This window comes from Nocardia otitidiscaviarum NBRC 14405, assembly GCF_000308635.1.
In the GTDB taxonomy this organism is placed as follows: Bacteria; Actinomycetota; Actinomycetes; order Mycobacteriales; family Mycobacteriaceae; genus Nocardia; species Nocardia otitidiscaviarum.
Map to the genome: position 1 here is coordinate 90542 of NZ_BAGD01000061.1, position 24365 is coordinate 114906.

The 24365-nt window shown below is 68.1% G+C and carries 21 protein-coding genes, 1 tRNA gene and 1 pseudogene; 17 read left to right on the forward strand and 6 right to left on the reverse strand.

The genetic code is table 11. The features are described from left to right. Positions 1-52 precede the first annotated feature (52 nt). The 4 genes and pseudogenes from ON31_RS11640 (at position 53) to ON31_RS37860 (ending at position 4220) form a co-directional block, all read left to right on the forward strand. Positions 53-1090: a branched-chain amino acid ABC transporter permease gene (locus tag ON31_RS11640; RefSeq protein ID WP_039812692.1), complete on the forward strand. Its 1038-nt coding sequence runs from the start codon at positions 53-55 to the stop codon at positions 1088-1090. Continuing rightward, entirely contained in the window at positions 1087-2328 is a 1242-nt protein-coding gene (locus ON31_RS11645) for a branched-chain amino acid ABC transporter permease (protein WP_051037113.1), read from the forward strand. The genes ON31_RS11640 and ON31_RS11645 overlap by 4 nt, the downstream gene beginning before the upstream one ends. Then, positions 2325-3281 (forward strand): annotated as a pseudogene (locus tag ON31_RS37855) (ABC transporter ATP-binding protein); the annotation flags it as partial. The gene ON31_RS11645 and the pseudogene ON31_RS37855, both read left to right, overlap by 4 nt. A 225-nt stretch (positions 3282-3506) precedes the next feature. Continuing rightward, positions 3507-4220, forward strand: a complete 714-nt coding sequence (locus ON31_RS37860; RefSeq protein ID WP_228812569.1) for an ABC transporter ATP-binding protein — start codon at positions 3507-3509, stop codon at positions 4218-4220. 57 nt (positions 4221-4277) lie between these two features. On the opposite strand, the gene ON31_RS11655 is transcribed toward ON31_RS37860, so the two are convergent. Further along, positions 4278-4350, reverse strand: a tRNA-Trp gene (locus ON31_RS11655). A gap of 112 nt (positions 4351-4462) precedes the next feature. Here ON31_RS11655 and polA point away from each other — a divergent pair. Beyond that, positions 4463-7204, forward strand: a complete 2742-nt coding sequence (gene polA, locus ON31_RS11660; RefSeq protein WP_039812695.1) for a DNA polymerase I — start codon at positions 4463-4465, stop codon at positions 7202-7204. A gap of 109 nt (positions 7205-7313) precedes the next feature. Here the strand turns inward: polA and ON31_RS11665 are convergent, their stop codons facing one another. Further along, positions 7314-7655, reverse strand: a complete 342-nt coding sequence (locus tag ON31_RS11665) for a four-helix bundle copper-binding protein (protein ID WP_039812698.1) — start codon at positions 7653-7655, stop codon at positions 7314-7316. Between the two features lie 384 nt (positions 7656-8039). Here ON31_RS11665 and ON31_RS11670 point away from each other — a divergent pair, with 384 nt between their 5' ends. Continuing rightward, positions 8040-8483 (forward strand): 2-isopropylmalate synthase, encoded by a 444-nt coding sequence (locus tag ON31_RS11670; protein ID WP_029929036.1) that lies wholly within the window; start codon positions 8040-8042, stop codon positions 8481-8483. A 144-nt stretch (positions 8484-8627) separates the two neighbouring features. Here ON31_RS11670 and trxA read toward each other — a convergent pair whose 3' ends face one another. Together trxA and ON31_RS11680 are read right to left on the reverse strand one after the other, a co-directional pair. Continuing rightward, positions 8628-8993 carry a thioredoxin gene (gene trxA / locus ON31_RS11675; protein WP_029929033.1) on the reverse strand — a complete coding sequence of 122 codons (366 nt, stop codon included), beginning with the start codon at positions 8991-8993 and terminating at the stop codon, positions 8628-8630. Between the two features lie 57 nt (positions 8994-9050). Beyond that, positions 9051-9551, reverse strand: coding sequence for a 2'-5' RNA ligase family protein (locus tag ON31_RS11680; RefSeq protein WP_039812703.1), 501 nt, complete (start codon positions 9549-9551; stop codon positions 9051-9053). A 119-nt stretch (positions 9552-9670) separates the two neighbouring features. Between ON31_RS11680 and ON31_RS11685 the strand changes: the two genes are divergently transcribed. The 4 genes from ON31_RS11685 to ON31_RS11700 all read left to right on the forward strand — a co-directional run bounded on the left by ON31_RS11685 (position 9671) and on the right by ON31_RS11700 (position 13561). Continuing rightward, complete coding sequence (locus tag ON31_RS11685; RefSeq protein WP_039812705.1) at positions 9671-10753, forward strand: isocitrate/isopropylmalate dehydrogenase family protein; 1083 nt, start codon at positions 9671-9673, stop codon at positions 10751-10753. A 142-nt stretch (positions 10754-10895) separates the two neighbouring features. Next, complete coding sequence (locus ON31_RS11690) at positions 10896-11810, forward strand: ABC transporter substrate-binding protein (protein WP_051037114.1); 915 nt, start codon at positions 10896-10898, stop codon at positions 11808-11810. Between the two features lie 9 nt (positions 11811-11819). Continuing rightward, positions 11820-12782, forward strand: a complete 963-nt coding sequence (locus tag ON31_RS11695) for an amino acid ABC transporter permease (protein ID WP_039812707.1) — start codon at positions 11820-11822, stop codon at positions 12780-12782. 26 nt (positions 12783-12808) lie between these two features. Next, a complete protein-coding gene (locus ON31_RS11700) occupies positions 12809-13561 on the forward strand; it encodes an amino acid ABC transporter ATP-binding protein (RefSeq protein ID WP_039812709.1) in 753 nt (250 codons plus the stop codon). Positions 13562-13735: 174 nt separating this feature from the next. Here ON31_RS11700 and ON31_RS11705 read toward each other — a convergent pair whose 3' ends face one another. Continuing rightward, positions 13736-14629 (reverse strand): LysR family transcriptional regulator, encoded by an 894-nt coding sequence (locus ON31_RS11705; RefSeq protein WP_039812711.1) that lies wholly within the window; start codon positions 14627-14629, stop codon positions 13736-13738. A gap of 71 nt (positions 14630-14700) precedes the next feature. Between ON31_RS11705 and ON31_RS11710 the strand changes: the two genes are divergently transcribed. The 7 genes from ON31_RS11710 (at position 14701) to ON31_RS36615 (ending at position 23365) form a co-directional block, all read left to right on the forward strand. Then, positions 14701-16062, forward strand: coding sequence for an FAD-binding oxidoreductase (locus tag ON31_RS11710; RefSeq protein ID WP_039812713.1), 1362 nt, complete (start codon positions 14701-14703; stop codon positions 16060-16062). Positions 16063-16334: 272 nt separating this feature from the next. Continuing rightward, positions 16335-17888 carry an ABC transporter substrate-binding protein gene (locus ON31_RS11715; protein ID WP_039812715.1) on the forward strand — a complete coding sequence of 518 codons (1554 nt, stop codon included), beginning with the start codon at positions 16335-16337 and terminating at the stop codon, positions 17886-17888. A gap of 83 nt (positions 17889-17971) precedes the next feature. Continuing rightward, the gene (locus ON31_RS11720) at positions 17972-18985 is read left to right on the forward strand and encodes an ABC transporter permease (protein WP_039812922.1); all 1014 of its coding nucleotides are present in this window, start codon (positions 17972-17974) and stop codon (positions 18983-18985) included. Beyond that, the gene (locus ON31_RS11725; protein WP_051037115.1) at positions 18985-20004 is read left to right on the forward strand and encodes an ABC transporter permease; all 1020 of its coding nucleotides are present in this window, start codon (positions 18985-18987) and stop codon (positions 20002-20004) included. Before ON31_RS11720 ends, ON31_RS11725 begins: the two co-directional genes overlap by 1 nt. After that, complete coding sequence (locus tag ON31_RS37865; RefSeq protein WP_039812717.1) at positions 20001-22046, forward strand: ABC transporter ATP-binding protein; 2046 nt, start codon at positions 20001-20003, stop codon at positions 22044-22046. The genes ON31_RS11725 and ON31_RS37865 overlap by 4 nt, the downstream gene beginning before the upstream one ends. Positions 22047-22313: 267 nt before the next feature. After that, positions 22314-23198 (forward strand): SPFH domain-containing protein, encoded by an 885-nt coding sequence (locus ON31_RS11735; RefSeq protein WP_029929010.1) that lies wholly within the window; start codon positions 22314-22316, stop codon positions 23196-23198. 2 nt (positions 23199-23200) lie between these two features. Further along, positions 23201-23365 (forward strand): type II toxin-antitoxin system antitoxin, encoded by a 165-nt coding sequence (locus tag ON31_RS36615; protein ID WP_115061653.1) that lies wholly within the window; start codon positions 23201-23203, stop codon positions 23363-23365. Positions 23366-23439: 74 nt separating this feature from the next. Here the strand turns inward: ON31_RS36615 and ON31_RS11740 are convergent, their stop codons facing one another. Further along, positions 23440-24312 carry a class I SAM-dependent methyltransferase gene (locus tag ON31_RS11740; protein WP_039812721.1) on the reverse strand — a complete coding sequence of 291 codons (873 nt, stop codon included), beginning with the start codon at positions 24310-24312 and terminating at the stop codon, positions 23440-23442. Positions 24313-24365 lie beyond the last annotated feature (53 nt).

Here is a 24365-nt window from a genome sequence, read left to right on the forward strand (position 1 = left end):
GGTTGTCGGGCCCGGCCGGCACACGCTGTTTCCTCTACGGCGAAAGTAACGAATGTCTTCACCAGCACTGGCCGGTGTGACCCTGCTGGCGAACGGGTCCATCGATTTCAATGTCACCGGTGTGATCGACCAATTCTGGCGGCTCACCGTCGACGGTCTCACCTACGGTTCGATCTACGCTCTGGTCGCGGTGGGCTACACCCTTGTTTACGGTGTACTGCGCCTCATCAATTTCGCCCATTCGGAAGTATTCATGCTGGGCATGTTCGGTCAGTTGATCGGACTGATGCTGCTCGGTTTCGGAGCCAGCGGAAATGTCTACGCGCAGGGCACCGGATTGACGATCGTGTACCTCGGCACGGCGATGGTGATCGGCATGCTGGTCTCCGGCGGCGCCGCGGTCGGATTGGAGCGGGTCGCCTACCGGCCATTGCGCAAACGCGGCGCGAAACGACTCATCTTCCTGATCACCGCGATCGGCATGTCGTTCGTGCTCCAGGAGTTCGTGCACTACGTGCTGCCGAAGATCTGGCCGGGTATGGGCGGCACCAATGCCCAGCAGCCGATCATGCTGGTGCGGCCGACGGAACTGTTCTCCATCTTCGACGCCGCCGTCACCAACACCGCGGTCGTCATCATCGTGGCCGCGATCCTGTTGGCCGTCGCCACCGAATTCTTCATCAACCGAACCAAATTCGGCCGCGGTGTGCGCGCGGTCGCGCAGGATCCGGATACCGCCACCCTGATGGGCGTCTCCCGCGAGCGGGTCATCATGCTGACCTTCTTCATCGGCGGCCTGCTCGCCGGTGCCGCGGCGCTGCTGTACACGCTGCGGGTGCCCAACGGCATCATCTACTCCGGCGGATTCATTCTGGGCATCAAGGCGTTCAGCGCCGCCGTGCTGGGCGGCATCGGCAACCTGCGGGGCGCGTTGCTGGGCGGACTGCTGCTCGGGCTGGCCGAGATGTACGGGCAGATCCTGTTCGGCACCGAATGGCGCGATGTGGTCGCCTTCGTGCTGCTGGTCGCGGTGCTGATGTTCCGGCCGACCGGCATTCTGGGTGAGAGTCTGGGGAGGGCCCGCGCATGAGCGAACCGAAGACGACCGACCGGCCGCAGGGTACGGAGCGGACCATGCGCGGCGTCGGCGATGCACTGCGCGCCTGGTGGGGCGGGTTGTCCCGGCCCGCGCAGTGGGCCGTCGGCGTACCGGCCATCGTGGCGCTGGCGCTGCTGCCCCTGTTCCCACCGCCGCTGCTCGACACCCCGGGCACCAGCTTCGGCGGTGTGATGGCGCAGTTCGCCATGACGGCGCTCATCGCCATCGGCCTGAATGTCGTTGTGGGACAGGCTGGTCTGCTCGATCTGGGCTATGTCGGCTTCTACGCCGTCGGCGCCTACTCGGTGGGCCTGCTCACCAGTCCGAACAGTCCGTGGAATCAGACCGACGGCGGCTTCCTCAATACCAAGTGGGCGTGGCTGGCCTGTGTGCCGATCGCCATTCTGCTGACCGCCATCTCCGGGCTCATCCTGGGGACGCCGACACTGCGGTTGCGCGGCGACTACCTGGCCATCGTGACCCTCGGCTTCGGTGAGATCGTGCGGCTGCTGGCCGACAATCTCGGTGACATCACCAATGGCAGCCTCGGTCTGTCCGGTATCGCCTACCCGCGAGTCGGCGAATCGGAGGACCATCCGGGCGGCTACTTCTCCTCCGGCAATCTCGGCGACTCCGAGAGCGGAAATCTGTTGGACCGCGCCAACTCCGGCACCTGGTGGTTCTGGATCGGCATGGCGCTGGTGATCGTGGTGCTGGTGCTGGTGGGCAATCTCGAGCGCAGCCGCGTCGGCCGGGCCTGGGTGGCCATCCGCGAGGACGAGGACGCCGCCGAGATGATGGGGGTGCCCGCCTTCAAGTTCAAACTGTGGGCCTTCACCATCGGCGCCGCCATCGGCGGTCTGTCGGGTGCGCTGTACGCGGGCCAGGTGCAGTACATCAATCCGGGCGTGTTCAACATCATCAACTCCATGCTGTTCCTGTGCGCCGTGGTCATCGGCGGTCAGGGCAACAAGCTCGGGGTGATCGTGGGCGCGTTCCTGGTGGTGTACCTGCCGAACCGGTTCATGTCGGTGGAGGTGGGCGATCAGTCGCTCGGTGACTACAAGTATCTGTTCTTCGGTCTCGCGTTGGTGGTGGTGATGATCTTCAGGCCGCAGGGTCTGTTCCCGGTCCGGCAGCGGCTGCTCGCCTACGGGCGGCAGGTGTACCGGGCAGTGCACAAACCGGTGGCCGCGGCGGCGCCGGCGACGACGGGAGCGCGGCGATGACCGGGCCGGGCGCGGGCGACGCGCTGTTCGACAACGAGGATTTCGCGGCCGGATACACCGAGGCCCCGGAGGCCGAGAGCACCGGCACCGTGGACGTCTCCGAGGTGGTGCCCGGTCTGGGCAGTGCGGCGGCCGTCGCCGAGGTGGTCGCACCGCATCGCGAGATCGAGACCGCGGTTGGCGCGCCGCTGTTGAGCACCGACGACCTGACCGTGCGGTTCGGCGGCCTGACGGCCTTGGATCAGGTCAGTTTCGAGATCCGACGCGGCGAGATCCTCGGGCTCATCGGACCCAACGGGGCGGGCAAGACCACCTGCTTCAATGCCATCACCGGGGTCTACCGGCCGAGCGGGGGCACCGTCACCTTCGACGGGAAGCCGCTCACCAAGACCAAACGCAACGAGATCACCCGCCTCGGCATCGCACGCACCTTCCAGAACATCCGGCTGTTCGAGGAGATGACCGCGCTGGAGAACGTGGTGGTGGGAACCGATGCACGGCACCGGACTTCGGTGCCCGGCGCGTTGTTCCGCACCGCCCGCCACCGGCGCGAGGAGCACGACGCCATCGAGCGCGGGATGGCGCTGCTGGAATTCGTCGGCATCGCGCCGCGCGCGGTGGAGAAGGCGCGCAACCTGTCCTACGGTGACCAGCGTCGGCTGGAGATCGCGCGGGCGCTGGCGACCGAACCGAAGCTGCTGTGCCTGGACGAGCCCGCCGCCGGGTTCAACCCGAGCGAGAAGTCCGCGCTCATGGATCTGATCCGCAAGATCCGTGACGACGGCTTCACCGTACTGCTCATCGAGCACGATATGCGGCTGGTCATGGGGGTGACGGATCGGATCGTGGTGCTCGAGTTCGGGCGCAAGATCGCCGACGGGCTACCGGAGGAGATTCGCGAGGATCCGGCGGTGATCGCGGCGTATCTGGGTGTGCCGGAGGACAGCCCGGCGGCCGAGGTGGCTGCCGAGGACGTGGCGGAGGGTGCGCAGGCCGAGGAGATCGCGGCGGATGTCGCCGCGGCGGAGGATACGGATTCCCCAGCGGCCGACGCGGGCGAGTCGGGAGCCGCCGAGTCCGCGTCCGACACCGGTGAGGCCGGCCGGACCTCGTCGACGGAACCGGCTGTCACGCTGCGCAAGCCTGCGGGAGGTACGGCTCAGGAAGGGGCGTCCGCGCTGCTCCAGGTCGACGACATCGTCGTCAACTACGGCAGAATCCAAGCGCTGCACGGTATCTCATTGAATGTCGGCTCCGGTGAGCTGGTGACCCTGCTGGGCGCCAACGGTGCGGGCAAGACCACCACCATGCGCGCCCTGTCCGGCCTGCTGCCCTTGACCAGGGGGCGAATCCTGTTCGAGGGCAAGGACATCACCCGCATGAAGGCGCACGAGCGGGTGCTGGCCGGGCTCATCCAGGCTCCCGAAGGGCGCGGTGTCTTCCCGGGAATGACGGTCCAGGAGAATCTGGACATGGGCTGCTATGCCCGGCCGTTCAAACAGCGGTCGGAGTACGACTCCACCCTGGACTGGGTCTTCGAGCTGTTCCCTCGCCTCGCCGAGCGCCGCCGCCAGGTCGGCGGCACCCTCTCCGGCGGTGAACAGCAGATGCTCGCCATCGGCCGCGCCCTCATGGCCCGCCCGAAGCTCCTGCTCCTGGACGAGCCGTCGATGGGTCTGGCCCCCATGGTGATCCAGCAGATCTTCCGCATCATCACCGAGATCAACGACAGCGGCACGACGGTCCTGCTGGTCGAACAGAACGCCCAGCAGGCCCTCACCCGCAGCGACCGCGCCTACATTCTGGAAACCGGTGAGGTGACCAAGTCCGGCCCCGGCCGCGACCTCCTGGTCGACCCCGCCATCAAATCCGCCTACCTCGGCGTCGGCTGACCCGGCGACACACGTGTCGGGCCGGTCATCCGCGGATGACCGGCCCGACACCTCTTGCAGGGGCGACAGGACTTGAACCTGCAACCTGCGGTTTTGGAGACCGCTGCTCTGCCAATTGAGCTACGCCCCTTCGTTGCTCGAACACGGTACCAAGTCGCCGCCTCCGGACGAAATCGGATTTCCGCGGTGCTGTTCGCGCCCGGTGCGTACGGTTGTCGGTGGACGTCCCTAGACTCTGGTGCGTGACTCCTGCCTCTATCGATCAGCGTCCGAGTGCTGCGTCCACCGCTACCGCCGATGTGGGGGAGCGGCCTACGTTGTTGCTGCTGGATGGGCATTCGCTGGCTTATCGGGCGTTCTACGCGCTGCCTGCGGAGAACTTCAAGACGCAGAGCGGGCAGACCACCAATGCCGTGTACGGGTTCACGGCGATGCTGATCAATCTGCTGCGGGACGAGAAGCCCACACATGTGGCGGCGGCGTTCGACGTGAACCGGAAGACGTTCCGGACCGAGGCGTATCCGGAGTACAAGGCGAACCGGATCACCACGCCGGACGAGTTCCGGGGGCAGGTGGAGATCACCCAGGAGGTGCTGGGGGCGCTCGGGATTCCCACCATGGCGATGGAGGGGTACGAGGCGGACGACATCATCGCCACGCTCACCACACAGGCGGTGCCGCAGGGATACCGGGTGCTGATCGTGAGCGGCGACCGGGATTCGCTGCAACTGGTCAACGACGATGTCACCGTGCTGTACCCGAAGAAGGGCGTCAGCGAGCTGACCCGGTTCACCCCGGCGGCGGTGGAGGAGAAGTACGGGCTCACCCCGGCGCAGTATCCCGACTTCGCGGCGCTGCGCGGTGACCCGAGCGACAACCTGCCCGGCATTCCCGGCGTCGGCGAGAAGACCGCCGCCAAATGGGTGCGCGAATACGGCGACCTGGCCGCGCTGGTGGACAAGGTGGACACCGTCAAGGGCAAGGTGGGAGACGCGCTGCGCGCCAACCTGTCCAGTGTGGTGCTCAACCGGCAACTCACCGAGATGGTGCGCGATGTGCCGGTGCCCTACACCCCCGACCAGCTGGCCATGCAGCCGTGGGACCGGGAGAAGATCCACTCCCTGTTCGACGACCTGGAATTCCGCGTCCTGCGCGACCGCCTGTTCGACACCCTCGCCCCGGTGGAGCCCGAGGCCGAGGCCGGATTCGAGATCAGCGGCGGCACCCTGGCTCCGGGCGCGGTCGCCGACTGGCTGGCCGAACACGCCGAAGCCGGTCAGCGCCACGGCGTTTCGGTGGTCGGCATCGGCAATCCGGTCAATGGCGACACCAAGGCCATCGCCATCGCGTCCGCCGACGGCGAAGGCGGCTACCTCGACGTCCACGCCCTCACCCCGGAGGACGAGGCCGCGCTCGGCGCCTGGCTCGCCGATCCGGAGACCCCCAAGGCCCTGCACGAGGCCAAGTCGGCCATGCACGCGCTGCGCGCCCGCGGGTGGACGCTCGGCGGCCTCACCAGCGATACCGCCCTGGCCGCCTACCTGGTCCGGCCGGGCCAGCGCACCTTCACTCTCGACGATCTGTCGCTGCGCTACCTCAAGCGCGAACTGCGGGTGGAGGATTCGGGCGCGGCCCAGCTGTCCTTGCTCGACGACGAGGACCAGGTCGACGAGGAGCTCGCCAAGACCGAGATCCTGCGCGCCCAGGCGGTCTCCGACCTCGCCGCCGCCTTCGACGAGGAACTCGAGCGCATCGAGTCCACCGCGCTGCTGCGCGATATGGAACTGCCGCTGCTGGCCGTGCTCGCCGATCTCGAACAGGCCGGTATCGCCGTCGACGCCGATCAGCTCGAACAGTTGCAGCGCGAGTTCGCCGACCGGGTCGCCGAGGCCGCGAACAACGCCTACGAGGTGATCGGCAAGCAGATCAACCTCGGCTCGCCCAAGCAGTTGCAGGTGGTGCTGTTCGACGAGCTCGACATGCCCAAGACCAAGCGCACCAAGACCGGCTACACCACCGACGCCGACGCGCTGGAGGGCCTGTACGAGAAGACCCAGCACCCGTTCCTGCAACATCTGCTCGAGCATCGCGACGCCACCCGGCTCAAGGTGACCGTGGACGGCCTGCTCAAATCCGTCGCCGACGACGGCCGTATCCACACCACCTTCAATCAGACCATCGCCGCCACCGGGCGGCTGTCGTCCACCGAGCCGAATCTGCAGAACATCCCGATCCGCACCGACACCGGTCGCCGCATCCGCGACACCTTCGTGGTCGGCCCCGGCTTCGAATCGCTCATGACCGCCGACTACAGCCAGATCGAAATGCGAATCATGGCGCACCTGTCCAAGGACGAGGGCCTGATCGAGGCGTTCAACTCCGGTGAGGACCTGCACACCTTCGTGGCGTCCAAGGCGTTCGACATTCCGCTGTCGGAGGTGCACCCGGAGATGCGCCGCCGCATCAAGGCCATGTCCTACGGCCTGGCGTACGGTCTGTCCGCCTACGGCCTGTCGCAGCAGTTGAAGATCAGTGCCGAGGAGGCCAAGGCGCAGATGGAGGTGTACTTCAACCGCTTCGGCGCCATCCGCGACTATCTGCGCGACGCCGTCGAGCAGGCGCGCAAGGTGGGCTACACCGAAACCCTGTTCGGCCGCCGCCGGTACCTGCCGGACCTGGACTCCAGCAACCGTCAGCGCCGCGAGGCAGCCGAACGCATGGCGCTCAACGCACCCATCCAGGGCACGGCCGCCGACATCATCAAGGTCGCCATGATCGACACCCAGCGCGCCATCCGGGCGGCGGGCCTGAAGTCGCGCATGCTCCTGCAGATCCACGACGAACTCGTCTTCGAGGTGGCGTCGGGGGAGCGTGAGGCGCTGGAATCGCTTGCCCGCGAACATATGTCGAAGGCCATCGACCTTTCGGTGCCGCTCGAGGTGTCGGTGGGTGTGGGCCGCAGCTGGGACGCGGCCGCGCACTGACCGACCGTGGTGCGCACTGCCCGTGAGCATCGCGCGCACGGGCGGTGCGCCCGCATGAATCGGTGCGTCGCGGCCGACGCAACCGGGCGTGTGGCGGGGCGGTGGATGGTCAGGAGTGTTGCGGGAGCGCGCTCGGCGCTATCGACGCGCAGGCCAGCGCGGTGGCACGGCAGATGTCCGCGCAGGCCCGCTCGCCGTACTGTTCGCACTGCTCGGCGAGGTCGATGCAGGCGTCGCGGGTCAGTTCGCACAACCACGCTGCCCAGGGGGAGTCGCGGTCCAGCAGGTCGGCCGTGTGGCGGCTCAGTTCGGACACATCGGTCAGCATGGCGGTATGCCGCCGATCCACGTGGGCCGCGCCGGGATCCGGATCGGCGTGGATCTGGTGTCGGCAGGTGCGGTGGCAGCGGAGGAGATGGTCGATGGTGCGCTGGATCGTGGGATCGGGCATGGCACCTCTTCCGTTGATTAGCTGTCGATTTGCCCATTGTTGTGGAAGGGGTCCCGAGAGTCCCGCAGGCATGCCGCTGCGACCGTGGTGAAAGTTACTCGTGGGTCGGCGCGGAATATGGTTGCTATCCCCGAGATGTCCCCTTAAGCTCGACGCCGTGCCGAATCCCGCCTACAGCCGCAGCGCAGCGCTCGACGTCGCCGACCGCGACCGCGCCGCGCTTCTTCCGCTCACCGCGATGGTGGCTGTAGCGCGAATTCTCGTAGTAGCCCGCCGTAGCGGGGTCTGATTCGGACCGGCCCCCTCGCTGCGGCCACTCTGCTCTTGATTTTCGCTGGTCCCCTCTGCCATTCCTCGGAAGATTCGGGAAGACCAAACCTCACCATGACCATCACCATCGATACCCACACGTTCATCGCCGCTGCCCCCGCGAGCCTGCGGGCCGAATGCCGCGACCTCACCCCCGCCGAGTTCTACGACCGGTACTGCGAACACGAAGGCCCGGTCAAGCTCAGTGAGTGGACGCCCATCGGGCACCACGGACCCGGCGGGCGCTACACGGCGACCCTCGAGATCGCCGACCACCTGCGCACCGTCGTGGCGGCGGGCAGCCCGGTGGCGACGCTGACCTCGGCCCTCTACGACGAGGGCTACCCGGTCGAGATCCTCGCCTTCCACCAGCGCCGCACCGACGACGGCATTGCCACCTTCGTCCAATGCGAGTTCAACAACCGCCGCGGTTGGGGCGCCGCCCTCGCCGACGACGGCGCCGAATCCGCCATCCGCGCCATGATCGCGGGCATCAACCACCTCGGAACCCACTTCTGAGGTAGTGCCGCACCCCGCTACCCGACGGTGGTGGGGTGCGGCGCTGTCCAGGCATCGAAACGACGGGGCTCGAAACGACGGGGCTCGAAAACAGCAGCGCCGCACCCGATCTCGGGTGCGGCGCTCATGCGTCGGTGCCGCGCTCTACTGCGACTGCTGCTCGGCGAGCTGCTTGCGGACCTCTTCCATATCGAGATCCTTGACCTGACCGATGAGGTCCTCCAGCGCGGCCGGGGGCAGCGCGCCGGGCTGCGCGAAGACGAGCACGCCCTCGCGGAAGGCCATGATGGTCGGAATCGAGCGGATCTGCGCCGCGGCGGCGAGCCCCTGCTCCGATTCGGTGTCGACCTTGCCGAACACCACGTCGGGGTGCTTCTCGGACGACGCCTCGTAGGTCGGTGCGAAGCTCTTGCACGGGCCGCACCAATCGGCCCAGAAATCGACGAGCACCACGTCGTTTCCGGTCACGACCTCATCGAAGTTCTGCTCGGTAAGAGTCTGGGTGGCCATGGCATCCTCTCGTGTCGGTTTCGCCCGGTCCAACACCGGACGATGCGGTTGTGTTCCCTACCCGACCGGCCACTCGCGCCGCCGATCACCGTCCCACCGTCGTATACCCACAACCGTAGCCGGGAAATCCCCGTCCCGGCCGACGGCCTCCAGGGCCGTCGGCAACTGGGCCGGGGTCACACGCCTGGCCAGTGTGACATGTGGGGTCCACGCGTCGGGACGCACGTTCGAAGGGATACCCGGGCAGGGGGAGATGACACCGAACAATCGGCGTTGTAGATCCAGGAGGGGGAGGGAGGGGACGACGGCGCGGACCAGGATCGGGCGGCGGGCGCCGAAGATGAGGAGGCCGCCGAGGCGGACGGGGAGGGGCGTGAAGGGTTGGCGGGCCAGGGATGTGTCCAGGCGGGGCCAGATTTCGCGGGCGACGGCGACGGTGATGTGGGGGCGGTGGGTCTCGTCGGGGGAGTGCAGGCCGGCGTCGGCCAGCAGGCGCCACTGTTCGCGGACGGTGGCTTCCGCCGCCTCGTCGAGGATCAGTTCGACCGACTGGACCACAGGTGGACGATACGCGGGGATATCGGCAGCGGGCGAGCGGCGGCGCGGGCGCGCGGACCGGACACGGATGATTCGGGCCGGTTCGGCGGAGTCCCGGTGGTTGCGGGAGGATTACCGGCATGAGTGACGGCGGGAATCTGCGGCTGGGACTGATCGAGGGGGACGGGATCGGTCCGGAAGTGGTGCGCGCTGCCCGCGAGGTGGTGGACGACGCGCTGGAGGTGGTGCGGCTGCCCGCGGTGGAATGGGTGCCGCTGCCGATCGGACATGCCGCCATCGCGGAATTCGGGGATCCGGTGCCCGAGGCGACGCTGAAGGGTCTCGAAGGGGTGGACGCGTGGATCATGGGTCCGCACGACAGCGCGTCCTACCCGGCCGAGTACCGGACCGGGCTGCCGCCCGCGGGTGCGGTGCGCAAGCGGTTCGGTCTGTACGGCAATATCCGCCCGGCGCGCGGGATGGCGGGGGTGCGGGCGGTGGCGGCCGACATGGATCTGGTCATCGTGCGCGAGAACAGTGAGGGCCTCTACGCCGACCGCAATATGTATGCCGGATCGGGCGAGTTCCGGCCGACCCCGGATGTGGCCCTGGCGGTCGGCGTGTTCACCCGCGCCGCCATCGAACGCATCGCCCGGCTCGCCTTCGAGGTGGCCGAGACTCGGCGCAAGAAGGTCACCATCGTGCACAAGGCGAATGTGCTGCCCCTGACCACGGGACTGTTCCGCGAGGTGTGCTACGAGGTCGCCGAACGGTATCCGAATGTCGAGGTGACCGATGAGCACGTGGATGCGATCACGGCCCTGCTGGTGCGCACGCCGAGCGCCTTCGATGTGCTGGTCACCGAGAACCTGTTCGGCGACATCCTCTCCGACCTGGCGGGTGAGTTGAGTGGTTCGCTCGGGATGGCACCCTCGCTGAACTGCTCGGACACCCACGCCATGGCGCAGGCCGTGCACGGCGCGGCACCCACCCTGGCCGGGCACAACCGGGCGAATCCGCTCGCGCTCATCCGTTCCGCCGCCATGATGCTGCGCTGGTTGGCCAACCGCGACGGCCGTTCCGCACTGCACCGCGCCGCCGATCGCATCGACAACGCGGTTGCGGAGACGTTGCGGGCCGGAGTCGCCACATCCGATTTGGGTGGGTTAGCATCTACCACCGAATTCACCGAGCAGGTGCGGGCACGTCTGCACCGCTGGTGAGCGATGTCCGGCGCGTAACGGGCACGCGCCAGCGTGTCGCGGATTAATCTTCCGTTACCGATCCGCGCGGAATGTCCGACTCGTCTACGTTTCGAACGGCGGGCGACGCCCGGATGTCGCGTAACCGAACTGTGGAGGACCTGTGTCTGTTCGATTTTTCCGCGGGCGTGCCCTGCGGGCCGCCTGTGCGCTCGCCGGCGGCGTCCTGGTGCTGACCGCGTGCAGCAATACCGAGAGCAGCGGCCCGGAGGTCGCCAAGGTCGAGGGCATCAGCAAGGTGGATGCCATCGCGGCGCAGCTGCCGGAGGACATCAAGAACTCGGGCAAGCTCATCGTCGGCGTCAATGTGCCCTACGCCCCCAACGAGTTCAAGGACCCGGCCACCGGTGAGATCATCGGCTTCGACGTGGACCTGATGGACGCGATCGCCCAGGTGCTCGGCGTGACCGCGGAATACCAGGAGTCCGACTTCGAGAAGATCATCCCGTCCATCGAGGTCGGCACCTACAACCTCGGCATGTCGTCGTTCACCGACAACAAGGAGCGCGAGCAGACCGCCGACTTCGTCACCTACTTCAACGCGGGCAGCCAGTGGGCCCGCAAGGTGGGCTCGGACGTGGACCCGGAGAACGCCTGCGGTAAGCGGGTCGCGGTGCAGCGCACCACCGTTCAGGACACCGACGAGATTCCCGAGCGCAGCGCCAAGTGCATCGCCGAGGGCAAGCCCGAGATCGTGAAGGTGGCCTACGACGAGCAGAGCGCCGCAGCCACCGCGCTGGTGCAGGGCCAGGTGGACGCCATGTCGGCCGATTCGCCGGTCACCGCCTACGCCATCAAGGAAGCCAACAAGGACGCGAAGGTGATCGAGGCCGCCGGTCCGATCTTCGATTCCGCCCCCTACGGCTGGCCGGTCAAGAAGGGCTCGCCGCTGGCTCCGGTGCTGCAGCAGGCCATGCAGCATCTGATCGACAACGGCCAGTACCGGCAGATCGCCGAGAACTGGGGCGTCGAAGAGGGCGTGATCGCCAAGTCGGTCATCAACGGCGCACAGGGCTGATCACACACGATGTCCGATAAGTTCGAGAAGCCGGAGTCCGCCGCCGCTACCGCGGCGGCGGCTGCGGCCGGTACCGAGCCGGAGCCCATCAAGGCCATCCCCTTGCGGCGTCCGGGCCGGTGGATCGCCGCCGCGATCATCCTGGCGCTGCTGGGACTGTTCCTCTACGGCGCGGCGACCAATCCCGCCTACCACTGGGACACCTACGCGAACTACCTGTTCGACAAGCGGATTCTGGAAGGCGCGCTGGTCACGCTGGAGCTGACCGTGCTGGCCATGGTGCTCGGTGTGGTGCTGGGCGTGGTGCTGGCCATCATGCGGCTGTCGCCGAATCCGGTGCTGCGGTCGGTGTCGTGGGTCTACCTCTGGATCTTCCGCGGTACCCCGGTGTACGTGCAGTTGGTGTTCTGGGGCCTGTTCCCGGGCCTGTACCAGACCATCACCATCGGGGTGCCGTTCGGTCCGTCCTTCGCGGACTTCAATGTGCTGGACTGGCGGGCCCCGTTCCTGTTCGCCGTGATCGGCCTGGGACTCAACGAGGCCGCGTACATGGCCGAGATCGTCCGTGCCGGTGTGAATTCCGTGGGTGAGGGGCAGCGCGAGGCGTCGGTGGCCCTGGGCATGTCCTGGTCGCAGACCATGCGCCGCACCGTGCTGCCGCAGGCCATGCGGGTGATCATTCCGCCCACCGGCAACGAGCTCATCTCCATGCTCAAGACCACCTCGCTGGTCACGGCGATTCCGTTGACCACCGACCTGTACGGCCGGGCGCGCGACATCTACGGCGTGAACTTCCAGCCGGTGCCGCTGCTGCTGGTGGCGGCCACCTGGTATCTGGTGGTCACCAGCGTGCTCATGGTGGGCCAGTTCTACCTGGAGCGCTACTACTCGCGCGGTTCATCGCGGCAGTTGACCGGAAAGCAGTTGCGGGCCATGGCTTCCCAGCAGCACGTGGTGGAGGAGGGCAAGTGACCGCGACATCCGACACCGCGACGCCCATGGTGCGCGCCGACCGGGTGTGCAAGAACTTCGGCGCGCTGCGGGTGCTCAAGGGCATCACGCTGGAGGTGCAGCGCGGTGAGGTGCTGTGCCTCATCGGCCCGTCCGGCTCCGGCAAGTCCACCTTCCTGCGCTGCATCAACCACCTGGAGCAGGTGAACGCCGGGCGGCTGTACGTGGACGGCGAGCTGGTCGGCTACCGCGAAAAGGGTGACAAGCTCTACGAATTGCATCCGCGCGAGGCCGCCCGCCAGCGCCGCGATATCGGCATGGTGTTCCAGCATTTCAACCTGTTCCCGCACCGGACGGCGCTGGAGAACATCATCGAGGCGCCCACCCAGGTCAAGCGGATCGCCAAGGCCAAGGCGGTGGCGCGGGCCAGGGAGCTGCTGGACCGGGTCGGCCTGGCGGACAAGGCCGACACCTATCCCGCCCAGCTCTCCGGCGGTCAGCAGCAGCGCGTGGCCATCGCCCGGGCGCTGGCCATGGATCCCAAGCTCATGCTCTTCGACGAGCCCACCTCGGCGCTGGATCCGGAACTGGTCGGCGAGGTGCTGGGCGTCATGCGGGAACTCGCGGCCGACGGCATGACCATGGTGGTGGTGACCCACGAGATGGGCTTCGCCCGTGAGGTCGCCGACCAACTGGTGTTCATGGACGGCGGCGTAGTGGTGGAGGCCGGGAACCCGCGCGAGGTACTGGCCGCCCCCAAGCACGAGCGCACCAAGACCTTCCTGTCCCGGATCCTCTAGGGACGCAACGCCCTACCCGATCGGCCCCGCTCCGCACCGCCGGAGCGGGGTCGAGTTGTCGTGGGTCGAGTTGTCGTGGGAGCGCTCGGTACGGCTCCACCGGCCCGGGCGGGATGTCGGTCGCGTCGCTGTCGCGTACGCCGGGCTCGCGTCGTGTGGTGTTTCCGCGGGGTGTCAGCGGGCGGTGAGCGCGATGCGCAGCTGTCCCAGTAGGACTTTCGCCGCCGGCGCGAGCGGGCGGTCGGTGCGCCAGGTCAGGATCAGGCGGCCGCGCAGGGCGGGGGTCAGCGGCAGGGTGCGCACGCCCATCGCCGCCGCCTCGGTCTCGGTCGGCTCCGGTACGACCGCCACCCCGAGACCGTAGGCGGCCAATCGCATGAGCAGTGGGGGAGCGGCGGCTTCGAAGGCGATGTCGGGGGTGAGTCCCGCCGCGGCACAGGCGCGTTCGAGGACGCCGCGGATACCGGTGCCGCGCGGCAGGGCGATGAGCTGGTGGCGGCACAGCTCGGACAGGGTGAGCCCGGGGCCGAACCGCGCGTCATCGGCGGCCACCGCGGCGACGACGGCGGTGTCGAGGACGGTCTCGGCGGCCACGGCGGGATCCAGCTCCGCCCCGCTGTCGCCGATGATCGCCAGATCGAGTTCGCCGCGTCCCAGGGCGGCGAGCATGCGGTCGGAGGTGTCCTCGGTGAGGCTGATCCCGACCTGGGGGTGATCGCGGTGGAAGGCCGCCAGCACCCCGGCCGCGTCGAATTCGTCGGTGGCGGCCTCGGAGATCATGCCCACCCGAACCTGGCCGCGCAGCAGTCCGGTGAATTCGTCGACGGTGTGGGTGATGCGCTCGGTCGCCGTCAGTGCCGCGCGCGCCAGCGGCAGCACCGCCGCACCCACCGGTGTGAGCGTGACCGTGCGGCCGGACCGATCCAGAAGCTGCTGTCCGAGTTCGCGTTCCAGCTGGCGGATCTGGGCGCTCAGGCCCGGCTGAGCCAGGTGCAGGCGCGCGGCGGCGCGGGTGAAGTTGGCCTCCTCGGCCACGGTGACGAAGTAGCGCAGCTGCCGCAGTTCCATAATTGCTAATTCTAGAAGCCAGCAGAACTATCTGTTGGAGTTATCGTGCTCGCGTCGGCAGAGTCGGAGTCATGACGAATGCAGCCACGACCGAACCCACCACCACCGGCCCGGTGTTCCGTCCGGGCGAGCCCGGCTTCGACGCGGAACTCGCCGGTTTCCAGACCGCCTACACCCACCGACCCGCCCTGATCCTCGGCGCACTGCATGCCGAGGACGTGCGTGCCGCCGTGGAATACGCTGCCCGCCGAGAGCTTCCGATCGCGGTCCAGGCCACCGGCCACGGTCTGTCGGTGCCCGCCGACGGCGGTGTGCTGATCAGCACCCGGCGCATGACCGATATCCGGATCGACCCCGCGTCCCGCACCGCCCGGGTGGCCGCCGGTGTCCGCTCCGGGGCGCTGGTCGAGGCGGCCGCCGCACACGGGTTGGCTCCGCTCAACGGCTCCTCGCCGACGGTCGGCGTCGTCGGCTACACCCTCGGTGGCGGGATCGGCATTCTCGCCCGCGAATTCGGCTACGCCGCCGACCATGTGCGCGCCGTCGAACTGGTGACCGCCGACGGCCGCCTGCGCCGCCTCACCCCCGGCGACGAGTTGTTCGGCGCCGTACTCGGCACCGGCGGCAACCTCGGCGTGGTCACCGCGCTGGAACTGGAGTTGATACCGCTCACCGAGGTGTACGGCGGCCAGCTCACCTTCGACACCCGTTCGGTGGAACCGGCGCTGGAAGCCTGGCGGCTGTGGACCGAAGACCTGCCCGAACAGGTGACCTCCGCCATCACCATGCTCACCATCCCGAATCTCCCGCAGGTGCCCGAACCGCTGCGCGGGCGCTACACCGCCACGATCGCCCTCGCCTACACCGGTGACGCGGCCGAGGGTGAGCGCCTCGTGGCCCCGCTGCGGGCGGTGGGCGCCCGGCTTACCGACGATCTGCGCACCATGCCCTACGCCGAAAGCCATGGCATCCACCGGGATCCGGCCGAACCGCACGCTTACACCGCTACCAATGCCCTGCTGAGCGCGCTACCCGCGCGGGCGGCCGCGACCTTCCTCGACCGCACCGGACCGGACTCGGGCGTCCCCGTCGTCGCCGGACTCCGACACCTGGGCGGTGCGCTGCGACGCCGCGGACCGGCCGGTATCGCGGTGGACCACCGGGAGGCCGAGTACGTAGCCCGCGTGATCGCCGCCCCCGAACCGGGAGTCGACGAGCGGTTGGCGGATATCCGTGCCGGACTGGCCCCGTGGACCATCGGCCACCATCCGAACTTTCTGTACGGCGGTGGCGCGCGGGCGGACGAGGAGTACACGCGGCAGGGCTACGCGCCCGACACCTACGAGCGCCTCGCCGCGCTCAAGGCGACCTACGACGCCCGGAATCTGTTCCGGAGCAACCGGAATATCCGTCCGGCGCACCGTCGACCGTGAGAAAACTCCAGGTCGATCGTGAAGTAACCAGGGCGTGACAATTTTTCCATCATCATCCCATCAATCCGGGCACGATTCTTTACAAACGCAACGTAACGGCAATTACTCGTCGGTACTGTGCCCGCCATACCGAAAGTTCACCGTTGTCGCATCGGTCTTGTGATCCGGGGTCGTCGGCGGCGGTTTCGAGATGAGGGATCGAGATGAGAAGACCGGCTGGACGCGGGTGGCCGAATCGGCCTGGGCTAGCGAGAAGCGTTGCGGCGCTGGGGATGACGGGCCTCGCGGTGCTCGCGGTGGCGGGCTGCGGTTCGGGCCGCACGGGCGGCGGGGGCGGTGAGGGGATCGTGGTCGGCACCACCGACAAGATCTTCTCGCTGGACCCCGCCGCCGCCTACGACAACGGGTCGCTACTGCCGGAGACCCAGGTCTATCAATTCCTGCTGAATCTGCCGCCGGGCGAGACCACCCCTACGCCGGACGCGGCCGAGAAGTGTGAATTCACCGATCCCACCACCTATTCCTGCACGCTGCGTGAGGGTTTGACATTCGCCAATGGCAATCCGCTGACCTCCGCCAGCGTCAAGTTCTCCTTCGACCGCATGCTGGGGATCAACGACCCCAACGGACCGGCCTCGCTGCTGGGGAATCTGGAGAAGACCGAGGCGGTCGACGAGCGCACCGTCCGCTTCACCCTGAAGGAGGCGAACGACCAGACCTTCCCGGCCGTGCTCACCACGCAGGCCGGACCCATCGTGGACGAGAAGGTCTTCCCCGCCGACCGGGTGCTGGACGACAACGAGGTGGTGAACGGCAAGCCGTTCTCCGGCCCGTACTCCATCGTCAGCTACGACAAGAACAAACTGGTGGAGTACCGGGCGAATCCGGACTACAACGGGGCGCTGGGCACCCCGAAGACCGACACCATCTCCACCCGGTACTACGCCACCACCGAGAATATGAAACTCGACGTGCAGAACGGCGCGATCGACGTGGCGTGGCGCAGCCTCACCCCGACCGACGTGGACTCGCTGCGCGCCGACAGCAATGTGACGGTGCACGAGGGGCCCGGCGGTGAGCTGCGCTACTTCGTATTCAACCTGAACACCATGCCGGGCGACACCCCCGAACAGAAGCTCGCCATCCGCAAGGCCATCGCCTCCTCCATCGACCGTGAGGCGCTGGCGACCAATGTGTACAAGGGCACCTATACCCCCGCGTACTCCTCGGTGCCGCAGGGCTTCCCGGGTGCGGTGGAGCCGTTCAAGGAGATCTACGGGGCGCAGCCGAACAAAGACGCCGCAGCGCGCTTCCTGGCTGACGCCGGAGTCGCCACCCCGGTCGATCTGAACCTGCAGTACAACTCGGATCACTACGGCAGCAGCAGCTCCGAGGAGTACGCCGCCATCAAGACCCAGCTGGAGTCCACCGGTCTGTTCCGGGTCAACCTCCAGTCCACAGAATGGGTGAGCTACCAGCGCGAACGCGCCCGCGACGCCTACCCGATCTATCAGCTGGGCTGGTTCCCGGACTTCGCCGACCCGGACAACTACCTGACCCCGTTCTTCGGCCCGAACAACTTCTTGCAGAACCACTTCGAGGACCCGGCCATCACCGCGCAGCTGGTCGCCGAGTCCACCGAGCCCGACAAGACCAAGCGCCTGGCGATCATCGAAGCGGTGCAGGCCGATCTGGCCCGCGACCACATCTCCATCGTGCCGCTGCTGGCCGGTAAGCAGATCGCGGTGGCGGGCAACGACATCCAGGGTCTGGAGCAGACACTCGATCCCTCCTTCCGATTCCGGTTCGGCGTGCTGAGCAAGTGACGGCCACGGCCAAGGTGGAGGAGCCGGCCGCCCCGGCTCCTTCCCGCCGGAACAACAAGGGCGGCGGCGGTTCTCGGTACGGCGTGCTGTTGCGCTACCTCGGGGTGCGTGCACTGCTGATCGTGCCGACCGCGTGGATTCTGGTGACCGTCGTCTTCTTCCTCATGCGGGTGATCGGTGATCCGATCACGGCGGCGGTGGGCGGACGGCTGCCCGCCGACCAGATCGAGGCGCGCAAGGAGGCGGCCGGATTCAACCGGCCCATCCTGGTCCAATACTGGGACTACCTGACCGACCTGGTGCGGCTGGACTTCGGGCGCACCCAGGACAACCGGGTCGTCACCGACGTGGTGCTGACCTACGGCGCGGCCACCGTGGAATTGGTGTTCTGGTCGCTGCTGATCGCCTTCGCGGTCGGCATACCGCTGGGCAGATACGCTGCCACGCACCGGGATTCGAGCTCGGATGTGGGGCTGCGGCTGTTCGCCATCCTGGCTTACGCGGCACCGGTGTTCTTCGTGGGCCTGGTGCTCAAGCTGATCTTCGCCGTGAAGCTGGGCTGGCTGCCCGCGTCCGGGCGGGCCAGCGCCGGGGTCGAACTGGATCTCATGCACGTCTCACCCAAGACCAACATCCTGGTGATCGACGCCATCCTGTACGGCGATATGGGGAATCTCGCGGACGTACTGAAACACGCGGTGCTGCCCGCGATCTCGCTCGGACTGCTCACCGGTGGCGTGTTCCTGCGCCTGGTGCGGGTGAATCTGATCCAGACGCTGCGCAGCGACTACGTGGACGCGGCCCGGGCGCGCGGGCTCTCCCAGCGCACCGTGACCGGGCGACACGCGTTCCGCAACGCCCTGATTCCCGTCGTGACGGTGATGGGCATGCAGGTCGCCATGCTGCTCGGCGGGGCGGTGCTGACCGAGAGAACCTTCAACTGGCCGGGATTGGGGTATCAACTCGCCGAATATCTGAGCAGCCGGGACTTCATCGCGGTGCAGGGCATCGTCGCGTTCATCGCGGTGCTGGTGGCGGTGACGAGCTTCCTCATCGATGTCGTCGTCGCACTGGTCGATCCGAGAGTGAGGTTCTGATGACCGCATCGGAAACGGTCACCGAGACGAGCACCCCGGTGTCCGCCCCGACCGTGGTGCGCCGACGGCGCGGGCTGCCGGGCCTGCGTCTCATCGGCATGACACACGGGCTGCAACGCGTCACCCTGCTGTTCGGACTGGGGTTGGTCGCGCTGTTCATCGTGGTCGCGGTGTTCGCACCGGTGTTGGCGCCCTACGGATTCGCCGACCAGTCGGCCGACGGCGTGGCCTTCGCGGCACAGCAGCCGCCCTCGGCCGAACACTGGTTCGGCACCTCGGTGCGCAGTGAGGACGTGTTCTCCCGGGTGATCTACGGTGCGCGCACCGCGCTCGCGGTGATCGCCGTCTCCCTGGTGCTGTCGCTGTTCGTCGGCGTGCCACTGGGTTTGGTGTCCGGCTACGTCGGGCGCTGGGTGGACCGCGTGCTGGTGCTGTTCATGGACGCCATGTACGCCTTCCCGCCGCTGCTGCTGGCCATCGTGGTGTCGGTCATGGTGGCGGGCGGCCAATCCAGCGGCGCGGGCGGCATCCTGTCGGCGGCCATCGCCATCACGGTGATCTTCGTACCGCAGTACTTCCGGGTGGTGCGCAATGCCACGGTCGCGGTGAAGAACGAACCGTATGTGGACGCGGCCCGGGTCACCGGGGCGTCCACGCCGCGCATCCTGTTCCGGCACATCCTCGCCAACGTCACCCAGTCGCTGCCGGTGATCGTCACGCTCAACGGCGCGGAGGCCATCCTCACCCTCGCGGGCCTGGGCTTCCTGGGCTTCGGCATCGAACCGACCCAGGCCGCCGAATGGGGATACGACCTCAACAAGTCGATCGTCGACGTGTCCAACGGCATCTGGTGGACGTGCATCCTGCCCGGTTCGGCCATCGTGCTGGTGGTGCTCGGGCTCACGCTGGCGGGGGAGAGCCTCAACGAAGTACTGAATCCGCTGCTGCGCACCCGCCGGGCGGTGAACGCGCCGACCTCGGTGGAGAAGGCGGCGCTGGCACGGGAGGCCGACGCATGAGTGAAACCAGCACCGCCGCCGCCGAACCGGCGCTGGCCATCGACGCGCTGTCGGTCACCTTCGCCACCGATGCCGGTGCGGTGCGGGCGGTCTGCGAGGTGTCCTACCAGGTGTGGCCGGGGGAGGTGCTCGCGATCGTCGGCGAATCCGGTTCCGGGAAGTCGGTGAGCTCGCGCACCGCCATCGGCCTGCTGCCCGCCACGGCACATGTCGAGGGCCTGGTGTCGTTGGGCGGCAAGGACATTACGGCCATGTCGGAGCGGCAGCTCACCGCGCTGCGCGGCGGGGCCATCTCCATGGTGTTCCAAGAGCCCGGGGCCGCGCTGGATCCGCTGTTCACGGTGGGCTATCAGATCGCGGAGGTGCTGCGTGCGCATACCGAGCTGACGCGCAAACAAGCCAGGGCACGCGCGGTGGAACTGCTGCGCATGGTCGGGTTGCCGGACCCGGACCATCGCGTGGACTACTACCCGCATCAGCTCTCGGGCGGGCAGAAGCAGCGCGTGATGATCGCCATCGCCATCGCCTGCGAACCCAAGGTGATCATCGCCGACGAGCCGACCACCGCCCTGGATGTCACCGTGCAGGCCGAGATCCTGGAACTGCTGCGGGATCTGCGCACCCGCATCGGCAGCGCCATCGTGCTCATCACCCACAACATGGGCGTGGTCGCCGACCTCGCCGACCGGGTGGTGGTGATGCGTGAGGGGCGGGTCGTCGAAACAGCGTCCGTGGACGAACTGTTCGCCGACCCGAAACACGAATACACGCGGGCCCTGCTGGCGGCCGTACCGCATCTGGGCGGGCGGCGGATCGAAGCGCCTACGGATACGGCGGTACTGCCGCCCGGGGAAAGGGCGCTCGCGCCCAGGGAAACCGGGCATGCCGTGGACGCGGGCGCGGAGACGGCGGACGGGCCGAGCGCGGTCGACGGGGCGAGCAGCGCGGACGAGTCGGGCACCGTGGACGGGCCGGGCATGGTCGACGGGCCGAGCACAGCGGGCACGGTCGGTGCACGGAGTCCCGGTGCGGCGGGTACGACGCGACGGAGTGCGGACGAGTCGGCGAGCTCGGATGCGGTCGAATCGTCGGGTCCGAGGGGGGCGGTGCCGGGGGCGGGCGACTCGGCCGCTACCCGCGCCGGTCGCATCGCGGTGGCGAAACCCGTTGTCCCCGGGGCATCGACGTCGCCCACGCCGGAGCGGGGTGAGCCGGTGCTCGCGGTCACCGATCTGGTGGTCGAGTTCCCGGGCGCGCTGGGGCGCCCGGCGTTCCGGGCGGTGGACGGGGTGAGCCTGACCATCGACAGGGGCGAGACCCTGGGGCTGGTCGGTGAATCCGGTTCCGGGAAGTCCACCATCGGCCGCTGTGTGGCGGCCCTGCAACGGCCCTCGTCGGGGTCGGTGCGGATGCTGGGACAGGAGATCACCGGGCTGTCGGAGCGGCGGCTGCGGCCGCTGCGGCGGCGGCTCGGGTTCGTCTTCCAGGACCCGGCGACGTCATTGAATCCGCGTATGACGGTCGGGGACTGTGTGGCCGAACCGCTGGTCGTGCACAAGGTGGTCAAGGGGCAGGCGCTGCGCGATCGGGTGCGATTCCTGCTCGATGACGTGCAGTTGCCCGCGGGCACCGAGCACCGGTATCCGCACGAGCTGTCCGGCGGGCAGCGGCAGCGGGCCAGTCTGGCGCGCGCCCTGGTGCTCAATCCGGACATTCTGGTGGCCGACGAGCCGACCAGTGCGCTGGATGTCTCCGTCCAGGCCAAGGTGCTGGAACTGTTCGCGCAACTCCAGGCCGAATTCGGCTGGGCCTGCCTGTTCATCAGTCACGACCTGGCGGTGGTCGACCAGCTCGCCGACCGGATCGTGGTGCTGTGCAATGGCGCCGTGGTCGAGGCGGGCGGGCGCGACGACATCCTGCGGCGTCCGACGCAGGAGTACACCCGGCGGCTGGTCGCGGCGGTGCCGGTCCCGGACCCGGTCGAGCAGCGCCGTCGCCGCGCGGCCACCGCCGAGTTGTTCGCCACCGACCACGGCGGCTGAACCCGGCTGCCTGCCAAGGGATAACGCACACCGGATGAGCGCCCGCGATCGCAGGATCGCGGGCGCTGTCATTCCCGGGTGCGTACTCGATGCCGCCGCGATTCGCCCGTCGCGATTCGGCCGCCACGGTGTGACGCCCGCCGCGATCTCGCGGGCATGCGTCCGCTGCTCACCGTCTCGCACCGCGGCTGGCAGTGCACGTCCGGCTTGACAGAGTGCTAGCGCTGCGCTATTGTCGTGATATCACTGCGATATTGGGAGGATGTCATGGAGCTTCGTCCGGCCTTTCGGATGAACGGGTTCCTCATGCTGTCGGTGCTGGTCGCCGTGGTCGCGGCGGCGAGTGCGGTGGCGGCGGTCTGTATCGGCGCGGGGGCCGACAAGGGAAATGCGGGGGCCTTCGCGGTCGCCGGAGTGGCGGCGCTGATCGGCATCTCCGCGCTGCTGGCGCTGAGCGGCCTGGTGATCGTCAACCCCAATGAGGCGCGGGTCATCCAGTTCTTCGGCCGCTACATAGGATCGGTCAGCGAGCCCGGCTTCTTCTGGACCGTGCCGCTCACCGACCGGCGGCGAATCTCGTTGCGGGTGCGCAACTTCGAGACCCAGAAGCTGAAGGTCAACGACGCCGACGGCAATCCGGTGGAGATCGCGGCGGTGGTCGTCTACAAGGCCGTCGACAGCTTCAAGGCCGCCTTCGCCGTGGACGACTACGAGCAGTACGTGGAGACCCAGTCCGAGGCCGCCGTGCGCCACCTCGCGACCATCCACCCCTACGACGCCCACGACGACGACCGCACCAGCCTGCGCGACGGCAAGGAGATCGCCGAAGAGCTCACCGCCGAACTGCGCGACCGCACCGAGATGGCCGGAATCGAGGTCCTGGAAGCGCGCATCACGCACCTGGCCTACGCCCCGGAGATCGCCCAGGCCATGCTCGTCCGCCAGCAGGCCGCCCAGGTGGTGGCCGCCCGCACCCGCATTGTGGAGGGAGCGGTGGGTATGGTCGGGCTCGCCCTGGAACGCCTCACCGATCAGGGCATGGTCGAACTCGACGAGGAGCGCAAAGCCGCCATGGTCTCCAATCTGCTGGTCGTGCTCTGCGGTGACCGGCCCACCCAGCCCGTCGTCAACACCGGCACCCTCTACAACTGACCATGGCCCAGGGCAAGCGCGAGCCGAAGAAGGTGCTGCTGCGCCTGGACCCGGCGGTCCACGAGGCCATCGCCCAGTGGGCCGCCGACGACCTCCGCAGCATCAACGCCCAAATCGAATACGCCCTACGCCTGGCGCTCAAACAGGCCGGTCGAGAACCGAAGTAGCGCAAGGAAAAACGTGTCCCCTCCCACAAGTGGGAGGGGACACGCGGGTGTTCGTGGGGAAGTGGCGGCTCGGGTCAGGCCGGTTTCTCGGTGACGAAGATGGCGGTGCCGGGGAAGATCTCGCCGCGCAGGGGGCTCCACTGGCCCCATTCGCGGTCGAGCCATTCCGGCCAGTCGGGTTCGATGACGTCGAGGAGGGTCAGGCCCGCGGCGACGATCTCGCGGACGCGGTCGCCCATGGTGCGGTGGTGTTCGACGTAGGTGGGTTCGCCGTCGGTGCCCACCTCTACATAAGGGGTGCGGTCGAAGTAGGGGATGGTCGCGCGCAGCCCCTCCGGGCCGGGGTCGTCGGGAAATATCCAGCGCATGGGATGGTTGACCGAGAACACCCAGCGCCCGCCGGGGCGCAACACCCGCGCCACCTCCCGCATCACCCGCGCGGAGTCGGCCACGAAGGGCACCGCGCCGAAGGCCGAACAGGCGATGTCGAAGGACGCGTCGGCGAAGGGCAATTCCTCGGCACCGGCCTGGACGAGCGGCACCCGCGGCCCGCCCGCCGCCATGGCCGCGAGCCCGCGCTCCAGCATGCCGCGTGACAGATCGAGGCCCACCGGATGCGCGCCGTGCGCGGCCAGCCAGCGCGAGCACGGCGCGGACCCGCAGCCGATCTCCAGCACGCGCTTACCGGTGATGTCGCCGAGCAGCCGCCAGTCACCCTCGTGCAGCCCCTCCGGACACCACACGAACTCCCCGGTCGGCGAGTCCACGCCGAGGAAATCCGCGTGGGTGTCGTGATACTGTCCGGCATCGGCGTCCCACCAGCGGCGGCTGGCGCGCTGGCTCGCCGCCGAGTCGATCTTGGCGCGGGTCACCGCCATGGTCCCGAGCAGGGCATTGGCCTCGGCGTGGCGGGCGTCGTCGGGCAGCACGCGATGATCTTCGGACATGGCAGCACCCTATCGACCCGCGCGGGGTGGACCCGTGTTTGCTTGGTGCAACT